This window comes from Lentzea chajnantorensis (assembly GCF_054300775.1).
Genome location: NZ_JBSDZT010000002.1, coordinates 8,437,391 through 8,451,126, shown reverse-complemented (window position 1 = coordinate 8,451,126; position 13,736 = coordinate 8,437,391). Strand labels below are relative to the sequence as shown.

The window sequence follows — 13,736 nt, the reverse complement described above, 5'->3', positions numbered from 1 at the left end:
GATGTACAAGGTCCCCGGAACCGGCGTGGGCGTCGGCACGGGTGTCGGTGCCCTCGCGGTCACCGGCGCGGACGTGACGTGGTGGATCGCCGCGGGAGTCGTGCTGCTCGTCGCGGGCGCGTTCCTCCTGCGCTCGGCGCGCAGGAAGCGGCGCGCGGTCCCCGTCCCGGCCACAACCAGACCGAATCGAGCGGGCTGATCACCGGTCCGCCCGGGGATGCCCCCGCACCCGGGCGGACCGGCCCGCCTCCCCCGAGAGGACAACGGTGTGAGCAAGGAAGTTCTGCTGGTCGCGGGCACCCGCCCGGAAGCCGTGAAGATCGCCCCCGTCGCGATCGCGTTGAGGGGGCACCCCGGCCTCCGCCCCACGATCGTCCACAGCGGACAGCACTCCGGCATGGTCGAGCAGGCCCTCAGCGCGTTCGACCTCGTCCCCGACCTGCGCCTGGACGTGCCCAGGACCAGCGGCACCCAGGCCGAGCTGGTCTCCCGGCTGCTGCCCGAGTTCGACGCCGTGCTGGCCGGCCGCGACCCGGCGGTCACGCTGGTGCAGGGCGACACGACCACCGCCCTCGCCGCGGCGCTCGCCTCGTACTGGCGCGGCATCCCCGTGGCGCACCTGGAGGCCGGTCTGCGCACCGGCGACCTGTACGGCCCGTTCCCCGAGGAGGGGAACCGGCAGATGATCTCCCGCGTCACCTCGCTGCACCTGGCGCCGACCGACGACGCGGCCAACGCCCTCCACGCGGAGTCCTTGCCGGACAGCCACGTCGTGGTCACCGGCAACACGGTCGTGGACGCCGTGCAGCGGGTCGCCGCCCTCGACCTCCCTGCCCGCAGCGCCGACCTCGCCGCGCTGGAACGCGGCCTGGACGCCACCGGCGGCCGGCTGCTGCTGCTCACCGTGCACCGGCGCGAGTCGTGGGGCCGGCCGTTGATGCGCGTGCTCAACGCCGTGCGGTCCCTCGCCGACCGCCACCCCGACCTGCACGTGCTGGTCCCCGCGCACCCGAACCCCGGTGTGCGCGAACAGGTCGTCTCCCTGCTCGGCGGGCACGAGCGGGTCGTCATCACCGGCCCGCTCGACTACCCGGACCTGGTGCGGGTGCTCAAGCGCGCCGCACTGGTGCTCACCGACTCCGGCGGACTCCAGGAGGAGGCGCCGTCGTTCGGCGTGCCCGTGCTGGTGCTGCGCGAGACGACCGAACGCGTGCTGGCCGTCGACGCCGGGTGCGCCTGGCTCGTCGGCACCGACACCACCCGCATCCTCGCCGAGGCGGGCTGGGTGCTCGGCTCCCGGTTGCGGCTCCCCCCAGGGCGCAACCCCTTCGGCGACGGGCGTGCCGCCGTCCGGGTCTGCGCGGCGATCGAGCGGCTGGCCGGCCTGCCGACCGCACTGCCGCGCCGGGAGCCGTTCGCCACCCTCGCGGGCGTGTATTAGCAGCTCGTGCGTCACCAGGTCGGTTGGTCCGGCTTCCACGAACGGGTGATGTACGGGGCGAACTGTCGGCTCAGCCGTGCGACGCGGAGAGGATCGGGGTCAGGAACCGAACATGACCGAGCCCTAGGGGACCGAAGTGCGCAAGAGTGTGATCGCCGGTGTCGTGGTCGCGTTGACCTTCGCCACGGCCGCGCCCGCGCTGGCGGCGAACCCGCCCGGCCGCGCGTCGTCCGGGTCCGCGGACTTCGCGCAGCAGGGCGGCCAGACGGTCGTGGTCGGCCCGCTCGCCGTGTGCGACGTGAACCCGGAGCAGGCGGGCACGGTCACCGGGGCGAGCCCCGCGGTGAGCGGGACCGGGCTCAAGATCGGTGCGACGTCCTCCACCTGCACGACCACCGTGGTCAACGAGGCGGAGTTCACCACCACGACGACGTCGACGGCCAAGGGCACCGCCTTCGAGCTGTCGGCGCTGATGGCGCAGAAGGGCCCGCGGCTCAAGATCGCCGAGTGGACGATCACCTGCTCCGCCGACGCGGAGGGCACGCAGGCGGCCTGGGGGCTCAAGGGCCTGTCCGGCTGGCCGGGGCTGCCCGCGCAGATCCCCGCCGGGTACGTCCACGACGTCAAGTCCAGCACCGGAACCGTGCTGGCCAAGGCGAAGTTCACCGACACCGCGTTCCCGGAGCCGAACGACGGCAGCCTCAGCACGACCCTGCTGCGGATCACGTTCGAGCCGTCGTCCGGCTACACGGGCAGCATCACCCTCGGCACGGCGGCCTGCTCGCCCACCCCGTAGCGGTCGGGGCAGCTCAGGACACCACGACACCCGCGGCGCGCAGCTCGTCCAGAGCGGCGTCGCGGGTGTTCTGCGCCACGGCCGCGGTCAGCCCGGCCAGCACCGTCGTGCGGAACCCGTTGCGGTGCGCGTCGAGCGCCGTGGCCCGCACGCAGTGGTCCGTCGCGATGCCCACGACGTCCACCTCGGTCACGCCCTTGGCGGTGAGCCAGCCCGCGAGGTCGTTCTCCGCCTCGAACCCGGAGTACGCCGCGGCGAACCGGCCCTTCGAGAACACCTGCTCGATCCCGGCGACGTCGAGCTCGGGGTGGAACGACGCACCGGCCGTGCCGGCCACGCAGTGCACCGGCCAGCTGTCGACGAAGTCCGGCGTCTCGCTGAAGTGCTCACCGGGGTCCACGTGGTAGTCGCGGGTCGCCACGACGTGGTCGTAGGACGAGGCCGCGATGTGCCGCGAGATGGCCTCCGCCACGGCCGCGCCACCGGCGACCGCGAGGGACCCGCCCTCGCAGAAGTCGTTCTGCACGTCGACGACGATCAGTGCCTTGGTCACTTCGACTCCTCCAGGTAGACCGTCGGGATCGCGGGCTCGCCGCGCGAGAGCTTCAGGCCCTCCCACGGCACGCTGACCAGCGCGGCCCGCAGGCGTTCGCGGTTCTGCTCCAGCCCGGGGACGCCGTCGGCGAGCTTGCCCGCCCGCATCAGCGGGACCTGCACGAGCCGGTCGTGCGGGCCCAGCTCGGGTTCCGCGGTGGCCTGGAACACGACCTCCTCCAGCGCCGTGCCGGTGTCCTTGTGCCGGCGCAGCGCCTTCTTCCAGCCGCCGCGCGACTGCTTCGACGTGCTGCGCTTCTCCACGTGCCGCCCGTCGACCTCGACGAGCTTGTAGACCATGCCCGCGGTCGGCGCGCCGGACCCGGTCACGACCGAGGTGCCCACGCCGTAGGCGTCCACGGGCTCCGCGCGCAGGGCGGCGATGGCGTACTCGTCGAGGTCGCTGGACACGACGATCCGGGTGTTCTTCGCACCCAGCGCGTCGAGCTGGTCGCGCGCCTGCCTGGCCATCACGCCGAGGTCACCGGAGTCGATCCGGATCGCGCCCAGCTCGGGGCCCGCGACGGCCACGGCCGTCTTGATGCCCTCGGTGATGTCGTAGGTGTCGACCAGCAGCGTCGTGCCGACGCCCAGCGCCTCGACCTGGCTGCGGAACGCCTCTTCCTCGGTGTCGTGCAGCAACGTGAACGCGTGCGCGCACGTGCCGGCCGTCGGGATGCCGTGCCTGCGGCCCGCCTCCAGGTTGGAGGTCGCGTGGAAGCCCGCCAGGTAGGCCGCGCGGGCACATGCCACGGCGGCTTCCTCGTGCGTGCGGCGGGAGCCCATCTCGATCATGTGCCGGCCGTTCGCGGCGGTGACCATGCGGGCGGCGGCCGAGGCGATGGCGCTGTCGTGGTTGAGGATCGACAGCGCCAGCGTCTCCAGCACCACGCCCTCGGCGAACGAGGCGCGCACGGTCAGCACCGGGGAGCCGGGGAAGTAGAGCTCGCCCTCCGGGTAGCCGTCGACCTCACCGGAGAACCGGTAGTTCGCGAGCCACTCCAGCGTGGCGTCGTCGACCACGGCGTTGCGGCGCAGCTGGTCGATCTCCTCCTCGCCGAAGCGGAAGTCCTCGATGGCGTCGAGCAGCCGGTTCACCCCCGCGACCACGCCGTAGCGGCGGCCGTCCGGGAGCCTGCGCGCGAACACCTCGAACACGCACGGACGGTCACCGGTGCCGTCACGCAGCGCGGCCGCGAGCATCGTCAGCTCGTAGTGGTCGGTCAGCAAGGCCGTGGAGTTCATGGTCACCCACCCTAAGGTCGCATCCGGTTTAGCCGCATGCCGTCTCCGCGACTGCGGCGAACATGACACCATTGGCGGTATGACCACGCCCGTCGAACAGGAACGGACGCATGCCGAGCCCATTGGCGCGGAGATCGCAGCCGAGGACCGGCCATGGCAGACCGTGGTCTGGAACGACCCGGTCAACCTCATGTCGTACGTGACGTACGTCTTCCAGAAGCTGTTCGGGTTCAGCAGGGACAAAGCGACCAAGCTGATGCTCGACGTGCACCACAAGGGCAAGGCGATCGTGACATCGGGCACCAAGGACAAGGTGGAGGCCGACGTGGCGAAGCTCCACGCGGCAGGGCTCTGGGCGACCATGCAGCGGGCCTCGTGAAGCGGTGGATCCGCGACGGTGACGTCGTCGTCGGCAGGCTCGACCGCCAGGAGGCGGCGGTCGTGCGGGGTCTGGTCAGCCAGATCCAGGACATGCTGATGGCCCGCGCCGAGGAAGCGCCCCAGGACGAGCTCGCCGAGCTGACCGGGATCAGGACCGGACCCTCGCAGGCACCCGACGACCCGATCCTGGGCCGGTTGCTGCCGGACTTCCACCGGCTCGACGACGACGCGCCCGACCCCGCGGAGGTGGACTCCGCGGCGGCTCTGCGGTCGTTGCACGAGCCGGAGCTGCTGGACCAGAAGACCGGTGCCGCCGAGACCGTGCTGCGGACCTGCTCTCCCGACGGCGGGGAGATCAGGCTGACGATCGGTGAGGCGGAGGCCTGGCTCGCGTCGCTCAACGACGTGCGTCTGGCCCTCGGGACGGCGCTGGACGTCCAGGAGGACATGCCGGACGAGCTGCCCCCGGAGGACCCGCGCTCGCCGCACCTGGGCGTCTACCACTGGCTCACCTGGGTGCAGGAGACGCTGGTCGAGGCGATGCTGGCGTGATCCCCGGCGTGCTGGTCGGGCACCACCACCGCGTCGAACCCGGCTGGAACACCGGCACGACGGTCGTGCTGGTGCCCGCCGGCGCGGTGGGCGCGGTCGACGGCCGCGGCGGCGCCCCGGGCACCCGCGAGACCGACCTGCTGGACCCGGCGAACCTGGTGCAGCAGGTGCACGCGATCTGCCTGTCCGGCGGGTCGGCGTACGGGCTCGCGGCGGCGGACGGCGTGATGCGCTGGCTCTCCGAACGCTCGATCGGCTTCCAGGTCGGCGCGCAGCCGCACCACGTGGTGCCGATCGTGCCCGGTGCGGTGATCTTCGACCTGCCGATGTCCGAGTGGGGCAACCGGCCGGACGCCTCGTTCGGCTACGAAGCCTGTGCCGCTGCCGCCGCGGAGTTCGCCCTGGGCTGCGTCGGCGCGGGTGCCGGTGCGCGGGTCGGGTCGCTCAAGGGCGGCATCGGCGCGTTCACCGGCCGGGTCGGTGACCACCACATCGGGGCGCTCGCCGTGGTCAACGCGGCCGGTGAGGTCGTGGACCGCGCGACGGGCCTGCCGTGGCTGCCGTCACTCGGCACGTCACCGGTGGTGCTGCCGCAGCGCAAACCGGACGGGCTGAACACCACGATCGGCGTGGTCGCCGTCGACGCGGAACTGTCCAAAGCGGAGTGCCAGCGCCTCGCGATGGTCGCCCAGGACGGGCTCGCGCGGGCGGTGCGCCCCGCGCACTCCATGTTCGACGGTGACACGGTGTTCGCACTGGCCACCGGCGCCCGCCCGCTCGCGGAACCGCGCGCGTTCGCCTTGGACGCGCTCTGCACGGCCGCCGCGGACGCGTTCGCCGAGGCCGTGGTGTCCGGTGCGCGCGAGGCGACGACCGCGAACGGCGTGCAGGCGTTCCGCGACCTCTGAGTGGGTAACCCGCCGGCATGGCCGATGTGATCGATCAGGCAGCCGGTGTCGTGTCCGAGCTCGTACCGCCCTCCGTGGCGGGCCGCGAGGTGCCCGGGAGGGAGCTGGTGGCGGTCGCGCCCGCCGGGCTCTTCGTGGCGTCCTTCCTGGTCCCGCCGGGGGTCGGGAAGGTGCTGATGAAGCTGGGCGTGCTCACCACCCCGCTCGCCGCGTGGGCGGAGCTGGCCGCATGGCGCACCCTGGACCAGGGGCAGCGGCGGCGCGGTGTGGCGTTGCTGGCGCTCTACCTCGTGGTGGTGCTCAGCCGGCGGCGGTGACCGTCCCGGAGCCCGCATCTGCGCAGGCAAGGCCAGGTGCGGGAGGTGTTATCTCGCATACCGAGACAACTTCCGCCAGCCCGTAGGATTGACTGCGTGCTGGTGATTCGCCGTGACCTGGTGGACGCGATGGTGGCCCACGCCCGCCGTGACCACCCCGACGAGGCGTGCGGGGTGATCGCCGGGCCCGCGGGCTCGGACCGCCCCGAGCGCTTCATCGAGATGGAGAACGCCGAGAGGTCGCCCACCTTCTACCGGTTCGACGCGGGTGAGCAGCTCAAGGTGTGGCGGGAGATGGACGCCAACGACGAGGTGCCGGTGGTCGTCTACCACTCGCACACCGCCACCGAGGCGTACCCGTCCCGCACCGACATCTCGTTCGCGGGCGAGCCGGAGGCGCACTACGTGCTGGTCTCCACGCGTGACCCGATCGAGCACGAGCTGCGGTCGTACCGCATCGTCGACGGCGTCGTGACCGAGGAACCGGTCAAGATCATCGAATCCTGAAGTTTCTCCCGGAGGTAGAACCACCATGGCCGTCACCGTGTCGATCCCGACCATCCTGCGCACCCACACCGGGGGCGAGAAGTCGGTGTCCGCCACCGGCGCGACGCTCGCCGAGGTCATCGACGACCTGGAGAACAACCACGGCGGCCTCAAGGCCCGCCTGGTCAAGGAGGGTGCGCTGCACCGCTTCGTCAACGTCTACGTCAACGACGAGGACGTGCGCTTCGCCGGTGGCCTCGACGCCGCGGTGAAGGACGGCGACAACGTCACCATCCTCCCGGCCGTCGCGGGCGGCTGAGCCACACCATGGCGCGCTACGACTCGCTGCTGGACGCGCTCGGCGGGACCCCGCTGGTGGGCCTGCCGAGGCTGTCCCCGTCGGAGAACGTGCGCATCTGGGCGAAGCTCGAGGACCGCAACCCGACCGGCTCGATCAAGGACCGGCCCGCGCTGGCCATGATCGAGGCGGCGGAGCGGGACGGCGTGCTGCGCCCCGGTGCCACGATCCTGGAGCCGACCTCGGGCAACACCGGCATCGCGCTGGCCATGGCCGCGAAGCTCAAGGGCTACGGCCTGGTGTGCGTGATGCCGGAGAACACCTCGACCGAACGCCGCCAGCTGCTGCAGGCCTACGGCGCGCGGATCGTGTTCTCCCCGGCGGCCGGCGGGTCGAACCAGGCCGTCGCCACGGCCAAGGAGCTCGCCAAGCAGAACCCGGACTGGGTGATGCTCTACCAGTACGGCAACCCGGCCAACGCCGACGCGCACTTCCGCGGCACCGGGCCGGAGATCCTCGCCGACCTGCCGGAGATCACGCACTTCGTGGCCGGCCTGGGCACGACGGGCACGCTCGTCGGTGTCGGTCGGTACCTGCGCGAGGCCAAGCCGGACGTGCAGATCATCGCCGCGGAACCGCGCTACGGCGAGCTGGTGTACGGCCTGCGCAACCTCGACGAGGGCTTCGTGCCGGAGCTGTACGACGAGTCGGTGCTGACCGGGCGGTACTCGGTCGGCTCCTACGACGCGTTGCGCCGCACCCGGCAGCTGCTGGAGTCCGAGGGCATCTTCGCGGGCATCTCGACCGGTGCGATCCTGCACGCCGCGCTGGCCGTGGCGCAGAAGGCCGAGGTCGCAGGCAAGTCCGCCGAGATCGTGTTCATCGTCTGCGACGCCGGCTGGAAGTACCTGTCCACGGGCGCGTACTCGGGCACCCTGGACGAGGCGGCGGCGCGGCTCGACGGGCACCTCTGGGCCTGACCGGTTGTGCGGTGACCACTCCGGTCACCGCACCTCAGCCCGCGAACGCGACTCCCGGCAGTCCGGCGCCGATCCCGGGCAGCACGAGCACGGACCCGTTGAGCTGCCGCTGCACCAACGTCTCGTCGGACAGCCCGACGCGGGCCGAGGTGACGTAGAGGTCGGTGAAGTCGCTGCCGCCGAAGCAGCACGCCGTCGGCTGGTCCACCGGCAGCGCCACCTCCCGGTCCAGCTCGCCGCCCGGGGTGTAGCGGCGCACCGCGTGACCACCCCACAGCGCGACCCACACGCACCCGTCGGCGTCCACCGTCAGCCCGTCCGGTGAGCCGTCGGTGCCGCCGATATGGGCGAGCGGGCGGCGGTTCGAGACCGTGCCCGCGGCGTTGTCGAAGTCGAACACGTCGATGCGGCGGGTGGGCGTGTCGATGAAGTACATGAGCGTGCCGTCCGGGCTCCAGCCCACGCCGTTGCTCGTGTTGACCTCGCTGACCACGACCTTCGCCGCGCCGTCACCGGAGACCCGCGCGAGCCAGCCCTCGTTCGCCGCCTGGTCGTAGCGCATCGTCCCGGCCCACAGCCGGCCGGACGGGTCGACGCCCGCGTCGTTGCCGCGCACCCCGTCGCGCGCCCAGTAGACGAGCCAGCTCTTGGTGCCGTCGCGGTCGACCAGCGCGATGCCGTCGCGCAGGTTGCAGACGAGGCCGCCCTGCGCACGCGGCTTCGCGGCGCCCACGTGCTGGGGGAGCGCGAGCACCGCGTCGTCGTCACGCGCCGGCGCGTACCGGTGCACCTCGGACGCCAGGATGTCCACCCACAGCAGGGTGGAGCTGCTGTGGTCCCAGGTCGGCCCCTCGCCGAGCTGGGCCGATACGCGCACCGCTACCTCGATCGACACCCGACCACCTTAGGTGCACGTAGGCTGGACACGTGGACCGCACTGCGCTCGCGAAACGGGTCATACCGCCGCACCCCGTGCTGTCGCTGCTGGTGGTGGCCGGGTTCGTCGGCTTCCTCTACGTCGTCGAGGCCTTCGACGTCGCCACCGGTGGCTCGCTGGAGGACGACGGCGTGCGGCCGCGCGACTTCAGCCAGTGGGACAACCTGGCGTGGATGCCGCTGATCCACGGCGACTGGAGCCACCTCACCGGCAACGCGGTTCCGTTGCTGCTGCTGGGGTTCCTGGCCTCCTCCGGTGGGTTGAAGCAGTTCTTCCAGGTCACCGCGGTCATCTGGTTGACGAGCACGCTCGGCGTCTGGGTGTTCGGCAGCGAGGGCAGCCACATCGGCGCGTCCGGGCTCGTGTTCGGCTTCCTCACCTTCCTGCTGGTGCGCGGTGTCTTCGCGCGGTCGTGGCTGCAGCTCGTGATCGCCGTCGGCGTGTTCGCCCTGTACGGCGCGGCGCTGTGGGGTGTGCTGCCGGGCCAGCCGGGCGTGTCGTGGGAAGGCCACCTGTTCGGCGCAATGGGTGGAGTCCTGGCCGCGTGGGGTGTTTCTCGCGACAACCGCAGGGCGGCCGCACCGGCTACATTCACGGCGTGACGATCGGGATCATGGACTCGGGCGTCGGCGGCCTGACGGTCGCCAGAGCCGTCGTGGAACAGCTGCCCGGCGAGTCGATCCACTACATCGGTGACACCGCGAACGGTCCCTACGGGCCGCTGCCCATCGCGCAGGCCCGCAAGCACGCCCTGGAGGTGTGCGACCGGCTGGTCGGCGAGGGCGCCAAGATGCTCGTGATCGCCTGCAACACCGCCTCCGCCGCCTGCTTCCGCGATGCGCGGGAACGTTACGACGTGCCGGTGGTCGAGGTGATCCTGCCCGCGGTGCGCCGCGCGGTGCGGTCGACGCGGTCCGGCCGGGTCGGTGTGATCGCCACGGTCGGCACGATCAACTCGCACGCCTACCAGGACTCCTTCCAGGCCGCGCGGGACGTCACCGTCACGGCGGCGGCCTGCCCGCGGTTCGTCGACTTCGTGGAACGCGGCGTCACCTCCGGCCGGCAGGTGCTGGGTCTCGCCCAGGCCTACCTGGAACCGTTGCAGCGCGCCGAGGTCGACACCGTGGTGCTGGGGTGCACCCACTACCCGCTGCTGACCGGCGTGATCCAGATCGTCATGGGCGAGCACGTGACGCTGGTGTCCAGCGCCGAGGAGACCGTGAAGGACGTGGTGCGGCTGCTGACCGAACGCGACGACTTCGCCGCCGACCCGCCCGTGCACCGGGTGACGTGCACCGGTCCGCCGGAGCGCTTCGCCAAGCTGGCCGCCAGGTTCCTGCCGACGTTCGAACAGTGGGGGTAACGGTGCTGCTGACCGTGCTGGGCTGCTCCGGCAGCATTCCGGGACCTGGCGCGGCGGCGTCGGGGTACCTGCTGGAGGCGGACGGCTTCACGCTGGTGCTGGAGCTCGGCAACGGCGTGCTGGGGCGGTTCCAGCAGGAGCGCCCGCTGTTCTCGATGGACGCGCTGGTGCTGTCGCACCTGCACCCCGACCACTGCATCGACGTGTCGTCGCTGTACGTGGCGCGCAAGTACCACCCCAGCCCGCCGTCCGCCGTCCTGCCGGTCTACGCGCCTTCCCAGGCCCACGCGCGGTTCGCCGCCGCCTACGCGCCTTCCGAGGAGGAACGCGCGTCGCTGGACCTCACGGACGTCTTCGAGTTCCACCCGCTGGGCTCCACCGTCCACATCGGACCGTTCACCGTGGAGTCCGCTGTGGTCGCGCATCCTTGCGAGGCGTACGGGTTCCGGATCTCCTGCGGTGGCGCGACACTGGCCTACACCGGTGACAGCGGGCCGTGCGCGGCGCTGGACGCGCTGGCCGACGGGGTGGACGTGCTGCTCGCGGAGGCGAGCTGGACGCACGCGCCCGACCGGGTCGCGGACCTGCACCTGTCCGGGCTCGAAGCGGGACAGCTGGCCGCGCGGGCCGGCGCGGGGCGGCTGCTGGTGACGCACGTTCCGCCGTGGACGTCGCGGGACGACGTGCTCGCGGAGGCCCGGTCGGCCTTCGCCGGGCCGAGCGAACTGGTCGTAGAGGGCGGCCGGTACGAAGTGGGGGAGATGGCGTGATCGAGCTGGAACGGGTGGGCGAGCACGAGTTCGTCGCGACGAACGACCGCGGCGCGTCGGTGCGGATCGGGCGCAAGGGGCAGGAGGGCTCGTTCAGCCCGGTGGAGCTGCTCGTCGCGGCCGCCGCGGGCTGCGCGCTGGTGACGTCGGAGACGCTGATCCTGCGCCGCACCGGCGGTGAGGAGCTGTCGGCGGTCGCGGACGCCGTCCAGTCCGAGAGCGGCAACGAGGTCGTGTCGATCCCGGTGGCGCTGTCCTACGACCTGTCCGCGGTGGACGACCCGGAGGCCCTGGAGGTCGTCGTGCGGCGTGCCGTGGAGCAGTTCTGCACGGTCACCCGCACGCTGAAGCAGTCCGCGACCGCGCCGCTTCAGCTCCCGACGCCGCTCCAGACGGCCTCCGACCCGCTGTGACCGGCCCTGACCGTCTGCACCACGGTCCCGGCCGCGAGCACGACGACCAGCACCGACACGACGACTGAGACCACCCGCCACGTCCTCGTGGTGGGTGCCTCCGCCTCGCGTTCCCGGTCGGCGAGGCGCCCGGCGACCAGCAGCGCGATCACCGCGACGCCGAAGCCGAGCGCGACGGGCAGCAGCAGGTCGCCCAGGTCCGCGTGCGCCTGGATGACCGGGTTCGCCGCACCGGTGGCGCGTTCGAGTGCGGCCTGGAGGTCCTCGCCCGCCTGCTTCGCGACCGGCACGGCGGCGACACCGGCCAGGGTGACCCCGAGAACGGGCCAGGCGTACCTGCGCCGCCAGGCCGGGACCAGTGCGATCGCGATCGAGCCGAGCGCCGCCAGGGGCAGCAGCACGACCACGGCGTGCACGAGCAACGGGTGGATCGGAATACCGTCGATCGTCAGCATGTCTCTCCCTACGCCAGTGCGCCCCGCGGGGTTCATTAGGGTATGGGCCGTGGTGCGAAGCGACGGCCGAAACGACGACGTGTTGCGTGACATCCGGATCACGCGTGGATATCAGACCTGGCCGGCCGGCTCGGTCCTGATCGAGTTCGGGAACACCCGCGTGCTGTGCGCCGCGAGTGTCACCGAAGGCGTTCCCCGCTGGCGGTCGGGCTCGGGTCTCGGCTGGGTGACCGCCGAGTACGCGATGCTCCCGTCCGCCACGCACTCCCGCAGCGACCGGGAGTCCGTGAAGGGCCGCATCGGCGGGCGCACGCACGAGATCTCCCGGCTGATCGGCCGCTCGTTGCGCGCGTGCATCGACCTGGCGGCGCTGGGCGAGAACACCATCGTCATCGACTGCGACGTGATCCAGGCCGACGGCGGCACCCGCACGGCGGCGATCACCGGCGCCTACGTGGCGCTGGCCGACGCGGTGACGTACCTGGGCGCGGCCGGTCGCCTGGCCGACCCGTCGCCGCTGTCGTGCGCGGTGTCCGCGGTGTCGGTGGGCGTGGTCGACGGCCGCGTGCGCCTGGACCTGCCCTACGAGGAGGACTCGCGCGCCGAGGTCGACATGAACGTCGTCGCCACCGACGCGGGCACGTTGATCGAGGTGCAGGGCACCGGTGAGGGCGCCACGTTCGCCCGGTCCACCCTGGACCGCATGCTGGACGTGGCCCTGGAGGGCTGCGCGCAGCTCAACCGCCTGCAGGCCGAGGCCCTGTCCGCCCCGTACCCCGGCGTGCTGCCCGAGCCGAAGTCCGGTGGTCGCCGGTGAAGCTCCTGCTCGCCTCCCGCAACGCCAAGAAGCTCCGCGAGCTGCAGCGCATCGTCGTGGCCGAGGAGCTGTCGGGCATCGAGGTGCTGTCGCTCGCGGACGTGCCGGAGTTCCCCGAGGCACCGGAGACCGCGCCGGACTTCGAGGGCAACGCGCTGGCCAAGGCCCGTGACGCCGCTGCGGCCACCGGTCTGGTGTCCGTGGCCGACGACTCCGGCCTGGCCGTCGACGAGCTGAACGGCATGCCCGGCGTGCTGTCCGCGCGCTGGTCCGGCCGCCACGGCGACGACGACGCGAACCTCGACCTGCTCCTGGGCCAGCTCGGCGACGTGCCGGACGAACGCCGTGGCGCGGCGTTCGTGTCGGTGGTCGCGCTGGTCGTGCCCGGCGGCGAGGAGGTCGTGGTCCGCGGCGAGTGGCGGGGTTCCCTGCTGCGCGAGCGGCGCGGGACGAACGGCTTCGGCTACGACCCGATCTTCCTGCCCGAGGGCTACATGGTCACCTCGGCGGAGCTGAGCGCCGAGGAGAAGGACGCCCAGTCCCACCGGGGCCGGGCGCTGAAGCTGCTGGTCCCGCACCTGCGCAAGCTGCGTTAGGCCGTGACGGCGTGTGCGTGCGAGGCGACCGACACCACGCACACGCCGGCCGCGATGAGCGCCATGCCGCCGAGCATGGCGAGGTTCAGCGGGTCGGAGAACAGCACGCGGCTGGTGAGGGTGACCAGCGCGATGCCCGCGCCCGCCCAGATCGCGTACGTGATGGCGACCGGCAGCCCCATCCGGATCACCACCGACTCCAGGTAGAGAGCGGTGAGGAACCCGGCGCCGAGACCGACGACGGGCCACGGTTTCGTGAAACCGTCGGAGTACTTCAGACAAAGGGTCGCGAAAACTTCCGCTGCCACGGCGATGGTGAGCAGCACCCACTTGAGCATTGAATTTTCCCAGCACGAAATGCACGCAGCGCCAGGCATGCGTGTTTGC

The 13,736-nt window shown here is 72.0% G+C and carries 21 protein-coding genes; 16 read left to right on the top strand and 5 right to left on the bottom strand.

Going from position 1 to position 13,736, the window contains the following annotated elements:
• Nucleotide 1: 1 nt before the first annotated feature.
• The 3 genes from ACVDFE_RS40420 to ACVDFE_RS40410 all read left to right on the top strand — a co-directional run bounded on the left by ACVDFE_RS40420 (nt 2) and on the right by ACVDFE_RS40410 (nt 2,237).
• On the top strand, nt 2–199 hold the full coding sequence (locus tag ACVDFE_RS40420; protein WP_360398189.1) for an LPXTG cell wall anchor domain-containing protein: 198 nt from the start codon (nt 2–4) through the stop codon (nt 197–199).
• 69 nt (nt 200–268) lie between these two features.
• Nucleotides 269–1,441: a non-hydrolyzing UDP-N-acetylglucosamine 2-epimerase gene (wecB, locus tag ACVDFE_RS40415; RefSeq protein ID WP_360398191.1), complete on the top strand. Its 1,173-nt coding sequence runs from the start codon at nt 269–271 to the stop codon at nt 1,439–1,441.
• 136 nt (nt 1,442–1,577) lie between these two features.
• Nucleotides 1,578–2,237 carry a hypothetical protein gene (locus tag ACVDFE_RS40410; RefSeq protein WP_360398193.1) on the top strand — a complete coding sequence of 220 codons (660 nt, stop codon included), beginning with the start codon at nt 1,578–1,580 and terminating at the stop codon, nt 2,235–2,237.
• A gap of 13 nt (nt 2,238–2,250) precedes the next feature.
• On the opposite strand, the gene ACVDFE_RS40405 is transcribed toward ACVDFE_RS40410, so the two are convergent.
• Both ACVDFE_RS40405 and ACVDFE_RS40400 read right to left on the bottom strand, forming a co-directional pair.
• Nucleotides 2,251–2,790, bottom strand: a complete 540-nt coding sequence (locus tag ACVDFE_RS40405) for an isochorismatase family protein (protein ID WP_360398195.1) — start codon at nt 2,788–2,790, stop codon at nt 2,251–2,253.
• Entirely contained in the window at nt 2,787–4,076 is a 1,290-nt protein-coding gene (locus tag ACVDFE_RS40400; protein ID WP_360398197.1) for a nicotinate phosphoribosyltransferase, read from the bottom strand. The genes ACVDFE_RS40405 and ACVDFE_RS40400 overlap by 4 nt, the downstream gene beginning before the upstream one ends.
• A 79-nt stretch (nt 4,077–4,155) precedes the next feature.
• On the opposite strand from ACVDFE_RS40400, the gene clpS reads away from it, so the two are divergent.
• From clpS to ACVDFE_RS40365, 7 genes are all read left to right on the top strand, one after another.
• Nucleotides 4,156–4,455: an ATP-dependent Clp protease adapter ClpS gene (gene clpS, locus ACVDFE_RS40395; protein WP_053736042.1), complete on the top strand. Its 300-nt coding sequence runs from the start codon at nt 4,156–4,158 to the stop codon at nt 4,453–4,455.
• Nucleotides 4,452–5,009 carry a DUF2017 domain-containing protein gene (locus ACVDFE_RS40390; RefSeq protein WP_360398199.1) on the top strand — a complete coding sequence of 186 codons (558 nt, stop codon included), beginning with the start codon at nt 4,452–4,454 and terminating at the stop codon, nt 5,007–5,009. The genes clpS and ACVDFE_RS40390 overlap by 4 nt, the downstream gene beginning before the upstream one ends.
• Nucleotides 5,006–5,917 carry a P1 family peptidase gene (locus ACVDFE_RS40385; RefSeq protein WP_458434113.1) on the top strand — a complete coding sequence of 304 codons (912 nt, stop codon included), beginning with the start codon at nt 5,006–5,008 and terminating at the stop codon, nt 5,915–5,917. The genes ACVDFE_RS40390 and ACVDFE_RS40385 overlap by 4 nt, the downstream gene beginning before the upstream one ends.
• 17 nt (nt 5,918–5,934) lie before the next feature.
• Complete coding sequence (locus tag ACVDFE_RS40380) at nt 5,935–6,234, top strand: hypothetical protein (RefSeq protein WP_053735882.1); 300 nt, start codon at nt 5,935–5,937, stop codon at nt 6,232–6,234.
• Between the two features lie 96 nt (nt 6,235–6,330).
• Nucleotides 6,331–6,741 carry a M67 family metallopeptidase gene (locus ACVDFE_RS40375; RefSeq protein ID WP_053735881.1) on the top strand — a complete coding sequence of 137 codons (411 nt, stop codon included), beginning with the start codon at nt 6,331–6,333 and terminating at the stop codon, nt 6,739–6,741.
• Nucleotides 6,742–6,766: 25 nt separating this feature from the next.
• The gene (locus ACVDFE_RS40370; protein ID WP_053735880.1) at nt 6,767–7,039 is read left to right on the top strand and encodes a MoaD/ThiS family protein; all 273 of its coding nucleotides are present in this window, start codon (nt 6,767–6,769) and stop codon (nt 7,037–7,039) included.
• An 8-nt stretch (nt 7,040–7,047) separates the two neighbouring features.
• The gene (locus ACVDFE_RS40365; protein WP_458434112.1) at nt 7,048–7,998 is read left to right on the top strand and encodes a PLP-dependent cysteine synthase family protein; all 951 of its coding nucleotides are present in this window, start codon (nt 7,048–7,050) and stop codon (nt 7,996–7,998) included.
• Nucleotides 7,999–8,032: 34 nt separating this feature from the next.
• On the opposite strand, the gene ACVDFE_RS40360 is transcribed toward ACVDFE_RS40365, so the two are convergent.
• A complete protein-coding gene (locus tag ACVDFE_RS40360) occupies nt 8,033–8,893 on the bottom strand; it encodes an SMP-30/gluconolactonase/LRE family protein (protein ID WP_458434111.1) in 861 nt (286 codons plus the stop codon).
• Between the two features lie 32 nt (nt 8,894–8,925).
• Between ACVDFE_RS40360 and ACVDFE_RS40355 the strand changes: the two genes are divergently transcribed.
• From ACVDFE_RS40355 to ACVDFE_RS40340, 4 genes are read left to right on the top strand one after another with little or no spacing between them, the layout of a single operon-like run.
• Nucleotides 8,926–9,537: a rhomboid family intramembrane serine protease gene (locus ACVDFE_RS40355; protein ID WP_458434109.1), complete on the top strand. Its 612-nt coding sequence runs from the start codon at nt 8,926–8,928 to the stop codon at nt 9,535–9,537.
• A gap of 11 nt (nt 9,538–9,548) precedes the next feature.
• Nucleotides 9,549–10,298, top strand: a complete 750-nt coding sequence (murI, locus tag ACVDFE_RS40350; RefSeq protein ID WP_458434473.1) for a glutamate racemase — start codon at nt 9,549–9,551, stop codon at nt 10,296–10,298.
• A gap of 2 nt (nt 10,299–10,300) precedes the next feature.
• Nucleotides 10,301–11,068: an MBL fold metallo-hydrolase gene (locus ACVDFE_RS40345; protein ID WP_360398270.1), complete on the top strand. Its 768-nt coding sequence runs from the start codon at nt 10,301–10,303 to the stop codon at nt 11,066–11,068.
• Nucleotides 11,065–11,481 carry an OsmC family protein gene (locus ACVDFE_RS40340; protein ID WP_360398210.1) on the top strand — a complete coding sequence of 139 codons (417 nt, stop codon included), beginning with the start codon at nt 11,065–11,067 and terminating at the stop codon, nt 11,479–11,481. The genes ACVDFE_RS40345 and ACVDFE_RS40340 overlap by 4 nt, the downstream gene beginning before the upstream one ends.
• Here ACVDFE_RS40340 and ACVDFE_RS40335 read toward each other — a convergent pair.
• Nucleotides 11,439–11,936, bottom strand: coding sequence for a DUF2231 domain-containing protein (locus tag ACVDFE_RS40335; RefSeq protein ID WP_360398212.1), 498 nt, complete (start codon nt 11,934–11,936; stop codon nt 11,439–11,441). The genes ACVDFE_RS40340 and ACVDFE_RS40335 overlap by 43 nt on opposite strands.
• Nucleotides 11,937–11,985: 49 nt before the next feature.
• Here ACVDFE_RS40335 and rph point away from each other — a divergent pair, with 49 nt between their 5' ends.
• Nucleotides 11,986–12,753 carry a ribonuclease PH gene (gene rph, locus ACVDFE_RS40330; protein WP_360398214.1) on the top strand — a complete coding sequence of 256 codons (768 nt, stop codon included), beginning with the start codon at nt 11,986–11,988 and terminating at the stop codon, nt 12,751–12,753.
• Entirely contained in the window at nt 12,750–13,349 is a 600-nt protein-coding gene (gene rdgB / locus ACVDFE_RS40325) for an RdgB/HAM1 family non-canonical purine NTP pyrophosphatase (protein ID WP_458434108.1), read from the top strand. Before rph ends, rdgB begins: the two co-directional genes overlap by 4 nt.
• On the opposite strand, the gene ACVDFE_RS40320 is transcribed toward rdgB, so the two are convergent.
• Complete coding sequence (locus ACVDFE_RS40320; protein WP_360398218.1) at nt 13,346–13,687, bottom strand: DMT family transporter; 342 nt, start codon at nt 13,685–13,687, stop codon at nt 13,346–13,348. The two genes, rdgB and ACVDFE_RS40320, sit on opposite strands and share 4 nt — an antisense overlap.
• Between the last annotated feature and the right edge of the window lie 49 nt (nt 13,688–13,736).